Source organism: Erwinia sp. HDF1-3R, assembly GCF_039621855.1.
GTDB lineage: Bacteria > Pseudomonadota > Gammaproteobacteria > Enterobacterales > Enterobacteriaceae > Erwinia.
The window spans coordinates 1,070,962-1,089,464 of sequence record NZ_CP155071.1 but is presented as its reverse complement, the minus strand read 5'-3'; the positions used below and the strand labels follow the sequence as shown (position 1 = coordinate 1,089,464).

Genomic DNA, 18,503 nt, shown 5'->3' with positions numbered 1-18,503 from the left:
CCTGCCTGTGGGCAAGCCTATTCCACGACGGGCTTTTTGGTTTTATCCAGCGCCTGCATAAAGGTGTCGTCCAGATGCAGATGCTGTTTTACCAGTGCCGGTGGGGTTGAAGCAAGCCACTGGTTAAGAGAAATATCCGCGTAGTAGCTGCTTTTGAACAGTTCGAGAAAGCGCAGCGGTTTCGTGCCGGTGTTTTCGACATAGTGGCCCATGGCGAACGGCACGTACCCAACATCCCCCGCCCGGAAATCATAGGTGCGGGCCTGGCCGGACGACGCAAAAACGCCCATTCTTCCCTCCCCTTCAAGATAGTACTGCCACTCATCGGTATTCGGATGCCAGTGGAGTTCACGCATGGCACCGGGTTCCAGTTCAACCAGCGCCGCCGCGATGGTTTTCGATACGTTGAACACCGAGGAGTCGGTGATACGTACCGTGCCTCCCTTTAGCGTAATGGGCTGCTGCGCCATCATTCGGTGACTGAACGCGGTGCTGGAACGCGTTGCGCCAGCGATGGCATCTCCGCTGAGCGGGCCGGGTACCTGGGCGGCAAAAATGTATTCATCCGCAGGGGACGGCAGCTTGCTGAACGTTTCAACCGGGACACCGAAGTTCTTTGCCAGCACCTCGGGAGGGACATGCTTAAACCAGTCACTGAGCAGGAATGTGCTGTCTTCATCAAAGCCGCCATTGTCAAAGGCGAGCAGGAACTCACAGCCGTCCGGGCCCAGCCCCTGAATAGAATGGGGAACGCCGGGGGGGAAATACCACAGATCGCCCACGCCGACATCGTCCACAAACCAGTGACCCTCGGTGTCCAGAGCGGTAATACGCGCTTTGCCGTAGAGCATGTAGGCCCACTCGCCTTCCTTATGCCAGTGAAGTTCGCGGATGCCGCCGCTGTTCAGGCGCATATTCACCCCGGCGATGCTTTTAGATATCCCCAGTTCACGCTCGGTTATCTGCCGCGTCCAGCCGCCGGTCCCTTTGCGTACGTGCGAATCGCTAAAGGAGAAGCGCAAATTTGGCAGAGTGCCGCTGTCGGTCGCTGGCGGATTAACAATATCGGGATTTTCCGCCTGGCGGATGGGATCCTGGGGGCCAGGGTCGCTGCCGCCCATCTGACCGGTCCAGGGTTGAGCGTTGACGGTGCCATCGTGAGCATGGACCTTGCCTGCGGCCAGCGCGACCGTGCCACCGGCGGCAAATGCGACAAAACTGCGACGGGTGATTGGATTCATTTTTAGCTTCCTTGTGTAGGGGCTTAAACAACGGTTGCGTTATGCCCGTAAACGCAACTAATAGAATTACCTATGCACCGAAGCGGCACCACCGCTGAGCCGACAGTAAACCTCCATGAAATGTAAGGGAAAGTCCATAAACAGCTTTCATCATAAACTTAACACCAATTAAACGAATTAAGCTAAATCACTTAACAATTAGCAGACTACCCTTATTAGTATCGCTTTTGCCGAGGCATCCACCAGACGCGCTGAAAACCATTAATATCGCTAATTGATATCCGTGCAGGCAGCGTAATATCCGGTTACACTCAGCGCGGCTGACGGCGATATTCAACGCCAAAGAGGGCCAGCTTATTTTCGGGTTAACGCCCGGGTATCAGTGGCCCACATCCGCCCACATCCGTTCACATCCGCTAAGATCGCGCCCGAGAAGGGGTCTGAAGGCCAATGGAACGAAAACGTACGTTAGTGAAGTAAATATCTATTATTTTTTGATTTATAGAACAAAAATCCCTTAACGTGTGAAACTGTTCCGCTGAGCGTCAAACCTCTACGCCAGCATTAACAGCAGTATCCGACAGGAGGAGCAATGCGCCCTTCGGACATGGCGCATTAATTTTATTAGCCATTAATGGTACAATTTCGTTATGAAAATACCCCACGGAAATAAAAAGGCTAATGGCAGGCGTTAACGATTCACTGTCTTTCAGTACGGCAGGATATGGTCAGTTACGGATACGCGAAGGCGTGGTTTACCGCTATTACAACGATTTGGGGCCCCATTCAGGAAACTGTACCTGGGGGGTTGGTACGCTGGCTCATTTTGGCGTATGTACCGACGAAGAGCTGAAAAGGCCCGTGACTGCCAGCGATATAAACACGGCGCTGGCAAAGCATGTACATAAAGTCGAACGGTATATTCGCCGTAAAGTACACCACCATCGTCTGACCCAAGCCCAGTTTGACGGACTGGTTTCGTTCATTTACAACGTGTCCGATCCGTCGGCCGTGATGGAAGCGGCCGATCGTGGCGACATGAAAGCGGTACGCGATAAGATGCTACAGTACATTTATGTTTTTAAACATGACGCTAAAGGCCGCAAAGTAGGTAACCCCAAAATTTTAGCCCCGCTTTACAAAAGAAGACTTGAAGAAGCCGCTCCGTTCGGACAGGAATAATATGATTAAAAAATCATCAGTTGCTCTTCTGTTAACATTGTGTGTATCCACCACGGTATTTGCCGGCAGCGATAGAGAAACAGATGCCCGGCTGGATACCCTGATGGGAGCTGATTCGCACGGACAATACCATCAGTTTCTGAATCAGCTGCAGAAAGCGGTTAAAGAAAAGGATAAAAAAAGCGTTGCTGCGATGGTCGACTACCCCATTACTGTCACCGTCAGCCATAAAGCAACTGATATTGCTGACAGCCATGCATTTGTTAAGGCATACGACAGCGTGTTCACTGACAGGCTGGTTAACATCATTCTGCATCAGACGTATGCAGGCCTGTTCGTCAACAGTACGGGTGTGATGGTCGGCCCGCAGGGAGAGCTGTGGTTCAGCGGCCTGTGCACCGTCAAAGACTGCAGCAGGTTTGATATCAAAATCATGCAAATAAATAATTAACAGCGCGATATTATGATGGCACGTGTGGTTAACGATATGGCACTGTTGCAAAGATCTGGCGACGGTAAACTGATGCCATATTTGCAGTACCCGCGGACGGCCCAAAGGATAATATGACGCTCAAAATGCCGACCTTTGAATGGGTTCATGTGCTGCTCCTTCAACTAAACAGTGGCATCAGTTTACCATCGCCAGATCTATGCAACAGTGCCGCCTTAAGTGAGTTTTCATTTCACATATCATCAAGCCTATTATCTTTGGGGGATTAAAAATAATTTACAATCAAACGCTTATTTTCTTAGCGTACATTTTTGTTCCATTGGCCCTCGAACCCCGAGAAGGCGGCTCTCCCTCCCTCTGCGCTATCCTTGGTTATAACGCTCTTTCGCCACGCACTGCGCGTAAGGAATAACAATGATAGCCTCACTGCCGATGTATCCATTCCGTCCTGAGAAGCTGGACGCTTTCTGGCAGCGCCTGAGGGCCGCCACGCCTGCTATCCCGCTACCGTGTGCCCTGAGCTGGCCTGATGAGCTGCTCCCCCACTGGCAGCGCAGCGATTTGCTGCTGAGTCAGACCTGCGGCTATCCCCTTATGACGGCACTGCCACAGGTACAGGTCATAGGTGCATTTCACTATGCTGCGCCGGGCTGCGAGGGCGCGAATTATCGTAGCTGGATAGTCGTGCGTAAGGAGGAAGCGGGACGTGAACTGCGGGATTTTCGCGGACGTATCCTGGCCTGTAACAGCCAGGAGTCGTACTCAGGCTGGCACGCTCTGATGAGGCTAACCGGAGGCTCAGCTTTTTTTAGCAGGGTACAGGCATCAGGGAGCCACCGCCGTTCTCTGGCTATGCTACGAAACCGGGAAGCAGATATTGCCGCAATCGACTGCGTGAGCTGGGCGCTGCTGAGTCAGGATTTCGCTGGTGAGCTAAGCGGGCTAAAGATCGTCGGTCAGACCGCCAGCGTACCTGGCCTGCCGCTGATTGCCTCCCCTGCCATACCGGCGGAAAGCGTGGCGGCGCTGCGCGTTGGGCTGGCCGAAGTGACCGGCGATCGCCGCAATCATGCTCTCGCTGACGGGCTAAAAATAAGAGGTTTTTCTGTCCTGCCCCGTGAGGCGTGGCAGGTGATACTGGATAAAAGCGCAGATTAAATCAGTTATTAGGTGAAAGGTAGCTAATAGCGCGGTAGCACAGGGAGAAGAGAGCAGTAGCAGGTGAAAGGCGGGCTTAAGCCAGGTCCCCGTCACCGAAATATCTCCGGTGCAGTACGCTGGTTCAAACCCGCCTTAACGACAGCCTGATTCTGTTTTAACACCCAGTATCGTCCGGCGTCCGTACCCGGTCAGACGTAGCCAGAAATTATCCTGACGCTGAGGGGTAACCGATCCCGCCCTAAATCACCTTGCGCCCTGCTGATACCAATCCAGCCCAAAATCAGGCTGCCGGACAACCGATGCAGTCAGAGAAGCGCTGACCGCATCGGATCGCGGGATCAGGCGTAGCCGTAGCTCATCAGACGCTGGTAGCGGCGGTCCAGCAGCTCGTCTTTGCTCAGCTCATCAAGTTCTGCCAGATCTTCCAGCAGCTGAGCCTTAAGCGATTCACCGATAGCGAGCGGATTGCGGTGCGCCCCACCCAGCGGCTCAGGTATCACGCTGTCAATCAGCTTCAGCTCTTTCAGACGCGGGGCAATGATCCCCATCGCGTCGGCGGCCAGCGGCGCTTTATCTGCGCTTTTCCACAGAATCGAGGCGCAGCCTTCCGGCGAAATAACCGAGTAGGTGCTGTATTGCAGCATATTAACCTTGTCACCCACGCCAATCGCCAGGGCGCCGCCGGAGCCGCCTTCACCGATAACGGTGCAGATAACCGGCACGGTCAGGCCAGACATTTCACGCAGGTTGCGCGCAATGGCCTCACTCTGTCCGCGCTCTTCTGCGCCGACGCCCGGGTAAGCGCCCGGCGTGTCGATGAAGGTGATGATCGGCATATTAAAACGCTCGGCCATCTCCATCAGACGCAGCGCTTTACGGTAACCCTCAGGGGCTGGCATACCGAAGTTACGCCGAATTTTCTCTTTCGTTTCACGCCCTTTCTGATGACCAATGATCATCACCGGACGCCCGTCGAGGCGGGCAATCCCCCCCACGATGGCTTTGTCATCCGCATAGGCGCGATCGCCTGCCAGTTCGTCAAAGTCAGTAAAGGCATTGCGAACATAGTCCAGCGTATAAGGACGTAAAGGGTGGCGAGCCAGCTGCGCAACCTGCCATGCCCCTAAATCGGAGAAGATTTTACGTGTCAGCTCGACGCTTTTTTCGCGCAGGCGCTGTATCTCTTCATCCAGATTGATATCCAGTTTTTCATCCTGACGGCCAACCGACTTGAGCGAATCAATTTTCGCTTCAAGCTCTGCGATTGGCTGTTCGAAATCCAGGTAATTAAGACTCATAATAATCCTGTTTTAGTCAAACTCCAGTTCCACCTGCTCCGACCCTATCAGCGATCGCAATTCATTTAATAAACGATCGCTGGGCGACACGCGCCACGCTGCGCCAAAGCGCAGCTTCGCCCGCGCATCCTCTCTTTGATAGTAGAGATGTACCGGAATGGTCCCCGAACGATGGGGTTCCAGGGATTGACGGAGACGGTTCAAAAGCTGGTCATCAATTTGCCTGTCCGTCAGCGAGATAGCAAGCCCGCGTGCATATTTTTCGCGGGCTTCATCAATGTCCATCACCTCGCGGGCGGTCATTTTAAGCCCCCCGCTAAAGTCATCAAAGCTGACCTGTCCGCTGACGATCAGAATACGGTCTTTTTCCAGCAAGTGCTGAAACCTTTCGAGTGCATCTGTAAACAACATCACTTCCAGCCGACCGGAACGATCGTCCAGCGTACAGATGCCTATCCGGTTACCGCGCTTTGTTACCATCACGCGGGCCGCCACCACCAGACCGACGGCCATGGTCATTTTGCCACGGTCGGTCGGATGCATGTCTTTCAGGCGCATTCCGCCTACGTAACGCTCAATCTCTTTCAGATACTGATTGATTGGGTGCCCGGTTAAGTAAAGCCCAAGCGTCTCGCGTTCGCCATCCAGTTGGATCTGTTCTGGCCACGGCGTCACATCGGCGTAGGACTGCTCAATCTGCTCGGGTTCGTCTGCCAGCACGCCAAACATATCTGCCTGACCAATCGCTTCTGCCTTCGCATGCTGATCCGCAGCCTTTAGCGCATCGCCCAGCGCGCTCATCAGCGCGGCACGGTGCGGACCGAGCCGGTCAAACGCGCCCGACATAATCAACTTTTCCAGCACCCGGCGATTCAGCTTTTTCGTGTCGGTGCGAGCGCAGAGGTCAAACAGCTCACGGAAATAGCCGTCTTTGTTACGCGCTTCAATAATTGCTTCAATGGGGCCTTCGCCGACGCCTTTGATCGCGCCAATGCCATAAACGATCTCGCCGTCATCGTTGACGTGAAACTGATACAGGCCGGAGTTGATATCCGGCGGCAGCACCTTGAGACCCATGCGCCAGCACTCATCCACCAGCCCGACGACTTTCTCGGTGTTGTCCATATCGGCGGTCATTACCGCCGCCATAAACTCGGCCGGATAGTGGGCCTTTAGCCACAGCGTCTGATAGGAGACCAGCGCATAGGCGGCGGAGTGAGATTTATTAAAGCCGTAACCCGCGAACTTTTCCACCAGGTCGAAGATTTTGATCGCCAGCTCGCCGTCGATACCGCGCGCTTTCGCGCCGTCTTCAAAGCCGCCGCGCTGTTTAGCCATCTCCTCCGGGTTCTTTTTACCCATCGCACGGCGCAGCATATCCGCGCCGCCCAGGCTGTAGCCTGCCAGCACCTGGGCTATCTGCATCACCTGTTCCTGATAGAGGATGATGCCGTAGGTCGGCTCCAGCACGGGCTTGAGCGATTCATGCTGCCACTGGATGTCAGGATAAGAGATAGCCTCACGCCCGTGCTTACGGTCAATAAAGTTATCTACCATGCCTGACTGGAGTGGGCCGGGACGGAAAAGGGCCACCAGCGCGATCATATCCTCAAAGCAGTCCGGCTTAAGGCGCTTAATCAGGTCTTTCATGCCGCGAGATTCAAGCTGGAAAACCGCCGTGGTTTCCGAGCGCTGCAGCATATCGAAACTTTTCTTATCTTCAAGCGGAATAGCCGCAATATCTATCGGCGGCTCACCCTGCTTCTTACGCCGGGCATTAATCATCTCCAGCGCCCAGTCGATAATGGTCAGCGTGCGCAGTCCCAGGAAGTCGAACTTCACCAGACCCGCGTACTCAACGTCATTTTTATCGAACTGGGTAACAGGATGGTTGCCATTCTCATCGCAGTAGAGCGGCGCAAAATCGGTAATTTGCGTCGGCGCAATCACCACGCCACCGGCGTGCTTACCGGCGTTTCGCGTCACCCCTTCCAGCTTGCGCGCCATATCGATCAGCGCTTTGACCTCTTCATCCGCCTCGTAGATTTCCGGCAGCTGAGGTTCGGCGGCAAAGGCTTTTTCCAGCGTCATGCCCGGATCGGGCGGTACCAGCTTGGAAATACGATCCACGAAGCCGTAGGGGTGGCCCAGCACGCGCCCCACGTCACGAATAACGGCTTTCGCGGCCATCGTACCGAAGGTGATAATCTGCGATACCGCCTTGCGCCCGTACATTTCGGCGACGTGCTCAATCACCAGGTCGCGCTTTTCCATGCAGAAATCGACGTCAAAGTCGGGCATCGACACGCGTTCGGGATTAAGGAAGCGCTCGAACAGCAGGTCAAACTCAAGCGGATCGAGATCGGTGATTTTCAGCGCGTAGGCAACCAGCGAGCCTGCACCGGAGCCACGCCCCGGCCCCACCGGCACGTCATTGTCTTTTGACCACTGGATAAACTCCATCACGATCAAAAAGTAGCCGGGGAAACCCATCTGGTTAATAACGTTCAGCTCGATCTCAAGGCGCTCGTCGTAGTCAGGGCGCTTCTCTGCGCGAACCTCAGGATCGGGGAACAGGAAAGTCAGTCGCTCTTCCAGGCCCTCACGGGACTTCATCACCAGGAAGTCTTCGGTGGTCATCTCCCCCGTCGGAAACTGCGGCAGGAAATATTCACCCAGGCGGATGGTGACGTTACAGCGCTTAGCAATTTCCACGCTGTTTTCCAGCGCTTCAGGAATGTCCGAGAACAGCTCGCACATCTCCTCGCTGGTGCGTAAGTATTGCTGAGGGCTGTAGTTTCGCGGGCGCTTGGGGTCGTCCAGGGTAAAGCCATCATGGATGGCGACGCGGATTTCGTGCGCGTCGAAGTCCTCTGCCTCGAGGAAACAGACTTCATTGGTGGCGACAACGGGAATGCCCTGGGCAATCGCCAACTCAACGGCCGCGTGGAGATAGCTCTCCTCGTCCGGCCGGCCGGTGCGGATCAGCTCCAGGTAATAGCTGTCGGGGAAATGCTGCTGGTAAAACGCCAGACAGTCGGCGGCCTGCACATGGTTACCGCGCAGCAGCATTTTGCCTACGTCGCCGCGACGCCCGCCGGAAAGAAGAAGTAATCCTTCACCCAGCTCGATCAGCCAGTCCCGGTCGATGACCGGACCGGCAGCACCATAGCCGCGCTGGTAGGCACGGGAGATAAGCAGGGTGAGGTTTTGGTAGCCGGTATTGTTGGCGGCCAGGACGGTGAGGTGTGACAGTTCGTCGCCCATCGCCTCGCTTGCGACGTTGAAGTCGGCGCCGATAATCGGCTTAACGCCCTGCCCGTGTGCCGTGCCGTAGAACTTCACCAGGCCACACAGATTGGTGAAATCGGTGATACCCAGCGCGGGCATGCCGAGTGACGCCGCCTTTTTCACTAACGGGGCCGTTTTGACTATGCCATCGATCATGGAGTAGTCGCTGTGAACGCGTAAATGAATAAAACGAGGTTCGGCCATAGTTGATCCCATCAAAAGCTAAGGAGTAGAAATTAACGCACGCGTCCGGCAGATGCCGCCACGTCGGCGTCCAGCAGCACATTTCTCACCGGGGCAAAACTGCGGCGGTGATGGGGCGTGGCACCGTTTTGGCGTAGTTTCTCAAGATGCAGCGCCGTTGGGTAGCCCTTATGCTGCGCAAATCCGTACTCGGGAAATTGCAGATGCAGCTCGGCCATTTCGCGGTCGCGCGTTACCTTAGCGACTATCGAGGCGGCGCTAATCTCCTGCACCAGGCTGTCACCTTTCACGACGGCCAGTGAGGGCATCGCCAGCGCCGGACAGCGGTTGCCGTCAATCAGCACATAATCAGGCGTGATATGCAGCCCGGCCACCGCGCGCTGCATCGCCAGCATCGTGGCGTGCAAAATATTGAGCTCGTCGATCTCCTGCGGCTCTGCCCGTCCCAGGCTCCAGCTCAGCGCTTTCTCACAGATTTCATCAAAGAGCGCCAGACGGCGCTTTTCTGATAATTTTTTTGAGTCAGCCAGTCCGATAATGGGCCGCGCCGGATCGAGGATTACGGCGGCGGTGACCACCGCGCCCACCAGCGGCCCGCGCCCCACTTCGTCCACGCCGGCAATACAGGTCGCCAGCGGGTAGATAAAATCACTCATGGGCACAGCTCCAGTACGGCTGAGGCAGCCTGTTCGTCGGCATTCCAGCGGATTTGCTGGTGCAGATCCGCAAAGGTTGCCAGCAGCTGCTGACGGGTTTCACCTTCCGCCATCAGCGGTGCCAGCGCCGCCGCCAGAAGCTCGGGCTGACACTCTTCCTGCAACAGCTCTTTGACCAGCTCGCGTCCTGCCAGCAGATTCGGCAGCGAAACGTAGTCGGTTTTCACCAGGCGCTTCGCCAGCCAGAAAGTGAACGGCTTCATACGATAGCCCACCACCATCGGGCATTTTGCCAGCATACACTCCAGCGCGGCGGTGCCAGAAGCCAGCAGTGCCGCATCGCTGGCGATCATTGCCTGCCGCCCCTGCCCGTCCAGCAGATGCATCGGCAGGTCGGGCGCAACCTCGGCCTTAATTTTTTCAAACTGCTCGCGACGCCGCGGATTCACCAGCGGCACCACGATTTCCAGATCGGGCCATTTGTTTCGCAGTATCACTGCCGTTCGCAGGAAGTCGGCGCTCAGCATCTCAACTTCTGCATTGCGGCTGCCGGGCAGCAGGGCCAGACAGCGAGCCCCTTCGGCGATACCCAGCGCTCGTCGCGCCGCGAGCTTATCGGGCTGGAGCGGCATGGCATCAGCCATAGTATGACCAATAAACCGGCAGGGTACATTGAAACGGTCGTAAAACGCTTTTTCAAACGGCAGGAAGGCCAGCACCATATCGGTTGAGCGGCCAATTTTGAAAACGCGCTTTTGCCGCCAGGCCCAGACTGAAGGGCTGACGTAATGAATGGTGCGGATCCCGCGCGCTTTGAGTCGTCCCTCAAGGGTGATATTAAAGTCAGGTGCATCAATACCGACAAAGACGTCCGGCTTTAGCTCGCTAAAACGCCGGGTAAGGTCGCGGCGAATTTTCAGCAGACGCGGCAGACGTTCCACCACCTCGACGATGCCCATCACCGACAGCTCTTCCATTTCGTACCAGGCTTCGCACCCTTCGGCCTGCATCAGCGGCCCGGCCACCCCGACAAAACGGGTATCCGGGTGCGTCTGTTTTAGTGCGCGGATTAAACCGGCACCAAGAATATCGCCGGAAGTTTCTCCGGCGACAAGGGCAATCGTTAATGGCTGGGGCATGAGTTAACGGATCAGACCTCGCGTCGAGCGGGCAAAGAAGTCGTAAAACGGCTGGACTTCAGGATGCTCACGCGCGATGTCGGCAATCTCAGGCTTCGCCTCATCCAGCGTTTTACCGCTGCGATAAAGAATTTTGTAGGCATTACGAATCGCGTGCAGCCCTTCTTTACTGAAGCCGCGGCGTTGTAGCCCCACCAGGTTGATACCAAACGGCGTGGCGTGGTTGCCCTGGGCAATCACAAACGGCGGTACGTCCTGCGCAACGCCGGAGCAGCCGCCCACCATCGCGTGGGCACCGATAATGCAGAACTGATGAACCGCAGTCATCCCACCGATAATGGCAAAGTCATCCACCGTAACATGGCCGCCAAGGGTCGCGTTATTCGCTAAAATACAGCGATCGCCAATCACGCAGTCGTGAGCAATGTGAGCATTGACCATCAGCAGGTTGTCACTGCCGACACGCGTCACGCCGTCAGCCTGTGTTGTACCGCGATGGATTGTCACGCTCTCACGAATGCTGTTGCGATCGCCCACCTCAACGCGAGTAGGCTCACCAGCATACTTCAGGTCCTGGTTAGCTTCACCGACGGTGGCGAACTGATAGAGGGTATTGTCTTTGCCAATACGGGTGTGTCCATTGACCACCACATGCGACTTAAGAACGGTACCTTCTCCAATCTCCACGTTAGCCCCAATAAAGCAGAAGGGACCAATATTAACGCGGGCGCCGATGACGGCCCCCTCTTCAATAATCGAAGAGGGATGGATAACTGCGGTTTCATCAATCACGAATTACGCCTCCCGGCTGCGGGCACACATCATCGTTGCTTCGCAGACAATTTTGCCGTCAACGGTCGCCACGCCCTTAAAGCGGGTCAGACCACGACGTGTTTTCTCGAAGGTGACTTCCATGATCATCTGATCGCCTGGCACGACCGGACGCTTGAAGCGCGCCTCGTCAATACCGGCAAAATAGTACAGCTCGCCCGGTTCAAGCTTACCGACGCTTTTAAAAGCCAGAATACCGGTCGCCTGAGCCATGGCTTCTAAAATCAGCACGCCTGGGAAAATCGGTTTACCAGGGAAATGGCCCTGGAAAAACGGTTCGTTAACCGATACGTTCTTCACTGCGCGCAGGAACTTGTGCTCTTCAAAGTCAAGTACGCGATCGACCAGCAGAAACGGATAGCGGTGCGGCAGCAGTTCAATAATCTCTTCAATTTTCAGAGTATGAGTTTCAGTAGTCAAAATACTCTTCCTGTCCTAAAAAAAATTCTGATGGCATCAATAACACGGCCTGCAAAGATCCTCAGATCATACGCAGGCCGCGAATCAGTTTCCGTGCGCCAGGCTTTCCATGCTTAACATTTTTTTTTATATCTTTCTGATTTGACGCAGTAGCGCCGGACCAAATTGATAGTGAAAGCTGGACCTGAGCCGGCAATAAGCCGCTTAGTCTTTGTTGACCTTGCGTTCGATGGATTTCAGACGTTTGCTGATTTCATCAATATTCATCACCAGCGCTGCCGTTTTGCGCCAGGTTTTATTGGGTTGCAGTGGAATCCCGGAGGAGTATACCCCAGGTTGGGTGATTGGTCGCATGACCATTCCCATTCCGGTGACCGTAACTTTGTCACAAATTTCCATATGACCATTAATTACGCTTGCACCGCCGATCATGCAGTAACGGCCAATTTTCAGGCTGCCCGCCATGATTACGCCACCCGCAACAGCGGTATTGTCGCCAATCATAACGTTGTGCGCAATCTGGCACTGGTTATCAATGATAACACCATTCCCAATCTGAGTGTTATCCAACGCACCGCGATCGATAGTGGTGCAGGCACCAATCTCTACCCGGTCGCCGATAATGACGGTACCGAGCTGAGGGATTTTTACCCAGTTACCGCGATCGTTGGCATAACCGAAACCATCGGCACCGATAACCGTCCCCGACTGGATCAGACAGCGTTCACCAATCTGTACGTCGTGGTAGACCGATACATTGGCCCAGAGTCGTGAGCCGGCACCAATGCGGGTGTTTTTGCCGATAAAGCAGCCGGGGCCGATAACGGCACCCTCGCCCAGGACAACGCCAGATTCAATCACGGCATTCGCACCGACGGAGACGTTGTTGCCAAGCTGAGCGCTGGCATCAATGACCGCACTGGGCGCGATATCCTGAGCCGGCTGAGGCGTGGTGTCCAGGATCTGCGCCATGCGGGCATAGGTCAGATAGGGATCTTTCACCACCAGCGCCGCGCCGTTGAAAAAGTCCAGATCCGTTTCCGTCAGCACCACGGCGGATGCCTGGCAGGCTGCGAGCTGCTCGCGGTAACGGCTGTTAGAGAGGAAAGTGATTTGACCGGTTTGGGCGGATTGCATAGAAGCAATGCCGGAGATGACGAGATCGCCATCTCCGTGCAAATCTGCATCCAACTGCTGGGCTAAATCAGCCAGTCGAATTGAAGACATTGATTATTTAACCTGTTTCAGAACATCACCAGTGATGTCTTTGGATTTACCTGCGTAAGCAACAGCGTTTGCATCAATAACAACGTCGTAGCCTTCTTTATCGGCCACTTTCTGCACGGCATCCTGGATACGGCTCAGGATTTTATTACGTTCTTCAGCCTGACGACGGCGGTTGTCCTGCTCAAAAGCCTGAGCTTTAGTCGAGAAGGCTTCACGCTGTGCCATAACGTCTTTTTCCATGCGGCTGCGTTCGCTGGCCTTCATGGTAGAGCCGTCACGCTGGAGGCGCTGCATTTTAGTTTGCAGATCGCGTTCCATACCCTGTAGCTCGGTTGCACGGCCTTTAAACTCATTTTCAAGCTGCTTCGCAACTGTCGCACGCGCCGGTAACTGTTGGAAAATGCTGGAAACGTTCACCACTGCGATTTTATCAGCAGCCTGGGCGCCAGCGGAAACCGCCAGAGCGATAGAGAGGCCTGCGGCACACAACAACTTTTTCACTATAAACTCCTTACCATCAACGTTTGTGTCTTCGACACAGGTGTTGCGCGTTTAGGCAGCCCTGAGGGCTGCCGGTGAACAGCGCGCTACTTTAATCGCTTCCGTGCAAGCCAGATTACCAGGTCTTACCAATGTTAAACTGGAACTGCTCGGCTTTATCTCCATCATACTTTTTGAATGGCTGCGCGTACGAGAACACCAGGGGTCCCAGCGGGGACATCCACTGAAGTGCCAGACCTGCAGACATTCGAATATTGCCCGGATCGCTGTAGTCAGGAATACCCGCCGCACGCGTATCTGCGGTGTTTTCCCACTTGGTATCCCATACCGTACCCGCGTCCACAAACAGGGAGGTACGCACCGAATTAGCGTACTTCTCGCTGAGGAACGGCGTAGGCGTTATCAGCTCAGCGCTGGCCGTTGCCATGGCGTTACCACCCACCGCATCATCAGAGCTACACAGGGCATCAGCGCCTGAGCAGGTAGACGAGTTGTTGTTGTAGTACGCCGCTTTCGGCCCAATGGTGTTGGAACGGAAGCCACGGACGGTGCTTGAACCACCGGCATAGAAGTTTTCATAGAACGGCATCTCTTTGCCATTCAGTCCATCAGCATAGCCGACGCGTCCACGTCCTAACAGCACCCAGGTGCGGTCCTGGTTCAGCGGTACGTACTGCTGCGTATCCAGCGTCGCCTTATAGAAGGCGTTGTCCGATCCCGGAATGGTGACCTTGCCGTTCAGGTTGGTACGGTTACCTGACGTTGGGAAGAATCCGCGGTCAAGGTCGTTGTACGTCCAGCCATAGTTGAAGGTGAAGTCATCGGCAGAATAGTCGGCACGACCGGAAAGATCCGGGTTCTGACCCACCGAGCGCAGATAGCGGAACATCGCAATCTGCGGCTGCATATTGGACAGGTCGTTATGGACATAGCCCAGACCGACGCGCAGCGTATTGTTTTCATTAACCGGGAAGCCCAGCGTACCGTCTAAACCATAGCTCTTGTTGGTATAGTCAGACAGATCGGCATCGTCAGCTTTAAAGTCGTTATAGAAAACGCGTCCGCCGAGGCTCACGCCATCAACCGTAAAGTACGGATCGGTCAGTGAGAATTCCGCATAGGTCTGGTAATCGTTCTTGGTTCCGCTGATGCCAACGGTATTACCGGTACCCAGCCAGTTTTCCTGGGTTACGCCAACCTGGAAGCTTACGCCGCTCTCGGTGCCGTAGCCCACGCCGAAGTTCAGGGTGCCGGTGTTGCGCTCTTTAACCTTGTATACCACGTCGACCTGATCGGGCGATCCCGGTACACGCTGGGTATCGGTCTCGACCGTTTCAAAGTAGCCGGTACGGTTCAGACGCTCTTTACCCTGCTCAACCAGATCGCTACCCAGCCATGCGCCTTCCATCTGACGCATTTCGCGGCGCAGGACGGAATCTTTCGAGGTATCGTTGCCTTCAAAACGGACTTTGCGCACGGAGTAACGGTTGCCCGCATCGACGTTCACGTGCAGCTTAACGGTTTTATCCGCGTCGTTAATTTCTGGCTGCGTCATCACCCGTGGGTAGGCGTAGCCGTAACGACCGAGCATCTTCTTGATGTCGTCTTCCATTTTGGTGACTTTAGCACCGTTGTACAGCTCGCCAGGTTTGATCCGGGTCAGCGCTTCTACTTCCGCTGAGTGACCTGCCATGCTGCCATTCACCACCACGCCAGACAGCTTGTAGCGGTCGCCTTCGGTGATGTTAATGGTGATGTAGATCCCTTTCTTATCCGGCGTCAGGCTGACCTGAGTGGAGTCGATATTGAAACGGGCATAGCCGCGATCCAGATAAAAACTGCGCAGGGTCTCAAGGTCGCCCGCCAGCTTTTGCTTCTGGTATTTGCGATCGCCAACGACGTTCCACCATGGCACCTCATCGCGGAGCTGAAAGCGCGAGATCAGCTCTTCCGAGCTGAAGGCTTTGTTGCCGACCACGTTGATCTGTTGGATTTTGGCAGACACACCTTCGGTAAATACCAGCTTCAGGTCTACGCGGTTGCGTGGAAGCGGCGTGACCACGGCTTTCACACTAGCGCTGTATTTACCTACGCTGTAGTAGAAATCCTCAAGCCCTTTCTCAATGGATGAGATGGTGGTGCGATCGAGGGCTTCCCCTACCCGCACGCCGGAGGCTTCAAGGTTCTGCTTCAGCATATCTTCCTTCACCGCTTTGTTACCGGAGAAGGTGATACTGGCAATCGTTGGCCTCTCTTTAACCTGAACGATCAGCGTATTGCCGTCGCGCAGAACCTGAACATCCTCGAAGTTCCCGGTCGCAAAAAGGGCACGAATAGTGCTACTGATATCATCATCGGAGACGGTGTCTCCCACGCGGACAGGCATACTGAGCAATGCCGCCCCGACGGCGACTCGCTGCAGGCCTTCGAAATGAATATCCTTCACCACGAAGCCGTCTGCCGCGTATACGGTGGCGCTGCTAAACAGCAGCGACGCTATGAGCAACTTTTTCATCGCCATCGTTGTTATGCATTCTTCCTAACTGGTTCCCGTCGCTTAGAGGAGAAATTGCTACACATCGGCCATCCTGCTTTGAAACCTTGCTCAACATGCGCGTCTGGCTGACCGCGCTTTTGCACCGGGTTTCGTCTTTTCTGGCCTTCGCTCGCTTATTTCTGAACGCCTATAACCGCGAGAAATCATTGAAAAGTGCAAGCCCCATTAACAGCACCAGCAATACAGAGCCGATGCGATAGCTGAAGTCCTGAACTCGCTCAGACACCGGCCCACCTTTGATCTTTTCGATCGCCAGGAACAACAAATGTCCACCATCTAGTACCGGCAGAGGGAACAGATTGATAATACCGAGGTTAACGCTAATCAACGCGAGAAACATCAGGTAGTAAATCAAACCATATTCTGCCGACATCCCAGCGCCCTGGGCGATTGAAATCGGCCCGCTGAGATTATTTAACTTCACTTCACCTACAATCAGCTTGCCCAGCATGTTGACCGTCAGCTTCATTAGCTGCCAGGTCTTTGCGCTGGCCTCACCTGTCGCGGCAAACGGGCCATACTGACGCACCGTTTTGTATTCAGCCGAAAGCGGGACGATACGCGGGATAACGCCCGCAAAACCCTGAGCTTTATTGCCCGGTTTAGCTTCCGGGGTCAGCGTCAGCGTCACTGAACCGCCCTGTCTTTCCACTTCTACCGCCATCTCTTTACCGGGATTATCCCGAATGAGCGCGGCAAAATGTTGCCACTGGTCCAGCGGTTGACCATCGACTTTAACGATCCTGTCGCCCGCTTGCAAACCCGCCTTGCTTGCTGCCGAGTTGGCCTGTACCTCAGCCAGAACGGTTTCAATCTGCGGGCCGCGTGGCTGAATACCCAGTGACGTGACCGGATCCTGTCTGTCTGGCTCGAACTGCCAGTTGCGCAGATCGACCCGCTTTTCCGATATCTGTGTGCTGCCAAAAGGGGCCACGCTTAACGTCATTTGCGTGTCGCCAATTTTAGATATCAGTGCCATACGCACAGCATCCCAGTCTGGCGTTTCGATACCGTCAACGGCTTTAAGTTCCATTCCAGGTGTAATTTGGGCCTCAGCAACCGGCGAATTGCTTACTATCTCACCAATTACCGGTTTCACACCGGGAACGCCGATGATAAAAACCAGCCAGTACGCAAAGATGGCAAAGAGGAAATTAGCGATGGGCCCCGCGCTGATAATCGCCGCGCGTTGCAGAACCGTTTTGTTATTGAAGGTGCGATGGCGAAGCTCGGGCGGCACGCTTTCAATGCGCTCATCGAGCATTTTTACATAGCCGCCGAGCGGGATCAGGGCGAGAACGTATTCGGTGCCCTGCGCATCCCGGCGCCGCCAGAGGGCTTTGCCAAAACCTATGGAGAAGCGTTCAACCTGAACGCCACAGCGGCGCGCCACCCAGAAGTGACCAAACTCATGGACGGTAATTAGCACGCCCAGCGCGACGATAAATGCGCCCAAACTCCATAGAATGCTTAGCATAACGTCCCTATAGGGTCCCGAAGACCAGTAGCAGCAGGCAGGCGAACACCGGAACGGCAGCCGTGAGGCTGTCAATACGATCAAGGATGCCGCCGTGGCCTGGGATCAGATTCCCACTGTCCTTAATGCCCGCTTCGCGCTTAAACATGCTTTCTGTCAGGTCGCCCAGCACCGAGGCCAGCGCGGCGACCACCGTACAGCTCAGCAGCGTGACGATCGGTACGTTAAGCGGCGTCCACAGGCGGAATAGCCAGGCGATAACCAGCGACGTCACCAGCCCCCCCAGGAAGCCTTCCCAGGTTTTACCCGGGGAGACCTTTGGCGCCAGCTTATGCCGGCCAAACAGGCGGCCAAACATATAGGCACCGGAGTCCGCTCCCCAGACCAGCAGCATCACATACAGCAGCCACCAGGCGCCCGCAAAATGGTCGGCATCGTAGTGATACTGGCGTAGCGTCAGCATGCCCCAAAAGAACGGGACGATGGTCAGCAGCCCGAACAGCAGGCGCAGCGGGCGGGAAGTTCGCCAGAATGAGGCGGAGCCGGGGTACAGGAGTACCATCACCAGCGCCACCACCCACCAGACCATCGCCGCCCATAGCGAAACGGCAATCTGAGGAAGGTGAACAGAGTGCTGATAGGCAGGAAGGGTGAACATCATGAAGGCGAGAAGCAAGCCGCACAGCACGGCCAGCCAGATGCGCTGGGAACGTGAGGCAAAGCCTGCGAACTGTCCCCACTCCCAGGCGGCCAGCATACATACCACCAGGGTGATGAGCGCAAATCCCAGTGGCGGCAGCAAAAAGAGTGCGGCGATGACAATTGGGATAAGTATAAACGCGGTAATCAGGCGAGACTTCAGCAAAG

15 protein-coding genes and 1 pseudogene are annotated in these 18,503 nt (G+C 55.2%); 3 read left to right on the top strand and 13 right to left on the bottom strand.

Annotated elements, in window-relative coordinates; genetic code table 11:
- Nucleotides 1-17: 17 nt before the first annotated feature.
- Nucleotides 18-1,241, bottom strand: a complete 1,224-nt coding sequence (locus tag AAGR22_RS04870; RefSeq protein WP_345830631.1) for an oxalate decarboxylase family bicupin — start codon at nucleotides 1,239-1,241, stop codon at nucleotides 18-20.
- Nucleotides 1,242-1,922: 681 nt separating this feature from the next.
- Here AAGR22_RS04870 and AAGR22_RS04865 point away from each other — a divergent pair.
- Together AAGR22_RS04865 and AAGR22_RS04860 are read left to right on the top strand one after the other, a co-directional pair.
- On the top strand, nucleotides 1,923-2,423 hold the full coding sequence (locus AAGR22_RS04865; protein ID WP_345830629.1) for a glycoside hydrolase family protein: 501 nt from the start codon (nucleotides 1,923-1,925) through the stop codon (nucleotides 2,421-2,423).
- Between the two features lies 1 nt (nucleotide 2,424).
- The gene (locus AAGR22_RS04860) at nucleotides 2,425-2,874 is read left to right on the top strand and encodes a hypothetical protein (protein WP_067706510.1); all 450 of its coding nucleotides are present in this window, start codon (nucleotides 2,425-2,427) and stop codon (nucleotides 2,872-2,874) included.
- A 68-nt stretch (nucleotides 2,875-2,942) separates the two neighbouring features.
- On the opposite strand, the pseudogene AAGR22_RS04855 reads toward AAGR22_RS04860, so the two are convergent.
- Nucleotides 2,943-3,023 (bottom strand): annotated as a pseudogene (locus AAGR22_RS04855) (IS6 family transposase); the annotation flags it as partial.
- Between the two features lie 265 nt (nucleotides 3,024-3,288).
- Between AAGR22_RS04855 and AAGR22_RS04850 the strand changes: the two are divergent.
- The gene (locus AAGR22_RS04850; protein WP_345830626.1) at nucleotides 3,289-4,032 is read left to right on the top strand and encodes a PhnD/SsuA/transferrin family substrate-binding protein; all 744 of its coding nucleotides are present in this window, start codon (nucleotides 3,289-3,291) and stop codon (nucleotides 4,030-4,032) included.
- A gap of 341 nt (nucleotides 4,033-4,373) precedes the next feature.
- Here AAGR22_RS04850 and accA read toward each other — a convergent pair whose 3' ends face one another.
- The 11 genes from accA to cdsA all read right to left on the bottom strand — a co-directional run bounded on the left by accA (nucleotide 4,374) and on the right by cdsA (nucleotide 18,501).
- Entirely contained in the window at nucleotides 4,374-5,333 is a 960-nt protein-coding gene (gene accA, locus AAGR22_RS04845) for an acetyl-CoA carboxylase carboxyl transferase subunit alpha (RefSeq protein WP_067706516.1), read from the bottom strand.
- A 12-nt stretch (nucleotides 5,334-5,345) separates the two neighbouring features.
- Complete coding sequence (gene dnaE / locus AAGR22_RS04840; protein WP_345830623.1) at nucleotides 5,346-8,828, bottom strand: DNA polymerase III subunit alpha; 3,483 nt, start codon at nucleotides 8,826-8,828, stop codon at nucleotides 5,346-5,348.
- Between the two features lie 32 nt (nucleotides 8,829-8,860).
- Nucleotides 8,861-9,484: a ribonuclease HII gene (rnhB, locus tag AAGR22_RS04835; protein ID WP_067706519.1), complete on the bottom strand. Its 624-nt coding sequence runs from the start codon at nucleotides 9,482-9,484 to the stop codon at nucleotides 8,861-8,863.
- A complete protein-coding gene (gene lpxB / locus AAGR22_RS04830; protein WP_345830620.1) occupies nucleotides 9,481-10,623 on the bottom strand; it encodes a lipid-A-disaccharide synthase in 1,143 nt (380 codons plus the stop codon). The genes rnhB and lpxB overlap by 4 nt, the downstream gene beginning before the upstream one ends.
- Nucleotides 10,624-10,626: 3 nt before the next feature.
- Nucleotides 10,627-11,415 carry an acyl-ACP--UDP-N-acetylglucosamine O-acyltransferase gene (gene lpxA, locus AAGR22_RS04825; protein ID WP_345830619.1) on the bottom strand — a complete coding sequence of 263 codons (789 nt, stop codon included), beginning with the start codon at nucleotides 11,413-11,415 and terminating at the stop codon, nucleotides 10,627-10,629.
- Between the two features lie 3 nt (nucleotides 11,416-11,418).
- On the bottom strand, nucleotides 11,419-11,874 hold the full coding sequence (gene fabZ, locus AAGR22_RS04820; protein ID WP_067706528.1) for a 3-hydroxyacyl-ACP dehydratase FabZ: 456 nt from the start codon (nucleotides 11,872-11,874) through the stop codon (nucleotides 11,419-11,421).
- 204 nt (nucleotides 11,875-12,078) lie between these two features.
- Nucleotides 12,079-13,101, bottom strand: a complete 1,023-nt coding sequence (gene lpxD / locus AAGR22_RS04815; protein ID WP_067706532.1) for a UDP-3-O-(3-hydroxymyristoyl)glucosamine N-acyltransferase — start codon at nucleotides 13,099-13,101, stop codon at nucleotides 12,079-12,081.
- 3 nt (nucleotides 13,102-13,104) lie between these two features.
- The gene (skp, locus tag AAGR22_RS04810) at nucleotides 13,105-13,602 is read right to left on the bottom strand and encodes a molecular chaperone Skp (protein WP_067706535.1); all 498 of its coding nucleotides are present in this window, start codon (nucleotides 13,600-13,602) and stop codon (nucleotides 13,105-13,107) included.
- 115 nt (nucleotides 13,603-13,717) lie between these two features.
- Nucleotides 13,718-16,123 (bottom strand): outer membrane protein assembly factor BamA, encoded by a 2,406-nt coding sequence (bamA, locus tag AAGR22_RS04805; RefSeq protein ID WP_067706538.1) that lies wholly within the window; start codon nucleotides 16,121-16,123, stop codon nucleotides 13,718-13,720.
- 163 nt (nucleotides 16,124-16,286) lie between these two features.
- Nucleotides 16,287-17,636, bottom strand: a complete 1,350-nt coding sequence (gene rseP, locus AAGR22_RS04800; RefSeq protein WP_067706541.1) for a sigma E protease regulator RseP — start codon at nucleotides 17,634-17,636, stop codon at nucleotides 16,287-16,289.
- Between the two features lie 7 nt (nucleotides 17,637-17,643).
- On the bottom strand, nucleotides 17,644-18,501 hold the full coding sequence (cdsA, locus tag AAGR22_RS04795) for a phosphatidate cytidylyltransferase (RefSeq protein WP_067706544.1): 858 nt from the start codon (nucleotides 18,499-18,501) through the stop codon (nucleotides 17,644-17,646).
- Nucleotides 18,502-18,503: the final 2 nt, after the last annotated feature.

Coding starts and splice junctions, on each gene's coding strand:
- AAGR22_RS04870 (WP_345830631.1), bottom strand. CDS start 1,241: ATGAATCCAATCACCCGTCGCAGTTTTGTCGCATTTGCCGCCGGTGGC.
- AAGR22_RS04865 (WP_345830629.1), top strand. CDS start 1,923: ATGGCAGGCGTTAACGATTCACTGTCTTTCAGTACGGCAGGATATGGT.
- AAGR22_RS04860 (WP_067706510.1), top strand. CDS start 2,425: ATGATTAAAAAATCATCAGTTGCTCTTCTGTTAACATTGTGTGTATCC.
- AAGR22_RS04850 (WP_345830626.1), top strand. CDS start 3,289: ATGATAGCCTCACTGCCGATGTATCCATTCCGTCCTGAGAAGCTGGAC.
- accA (WP_067706516.1), bottom strand. CDS start 5,333: ATGAGTCTTAATTACCTGGATTTCGAACAGCCAATCGCAGAGCTTGAA.
- dnaE (WP_345830623.1), bottom strand. CDS start 8,828: ATGGCCGAACCTCGTTTTATTCATTTACGCGTTCACAGCGACTACTCC.
- rnhB (WP_067706519.1), bottom strand. CDS start 9,484: ATGAGTGATTTTATCTACCCGCTGGCGACCTGTATTGCCGGCGTGGAC.
- lpxB (WP_345830620.1), bottom strand. CDS start 10,623: ATGCCCCAGCCATTAACGATTGCCCTTGTCGCCGGAGAAACTTCCGGC.
- lpxD (WP_067706532.1), bottom strand. CDS start 13,101: ATGTCTTCAATTCGACTGGCTGATTTAGCCCAGCAGTTGGATGCAGAT.
- bamA (WP_067706538.1), bottom strand. CDS start 16,123: ATGGCGATGAAAAAGTTGCTCATAGCGTCGCTGCTGTTTAGCAGCGCC.
- rseP (WP_067706541.1), bottom strand. CDS start 17,636: ATGCTAAGCATTCTATGGAGTTTGGGCGCATTTATCGTCGCGCTGGGC.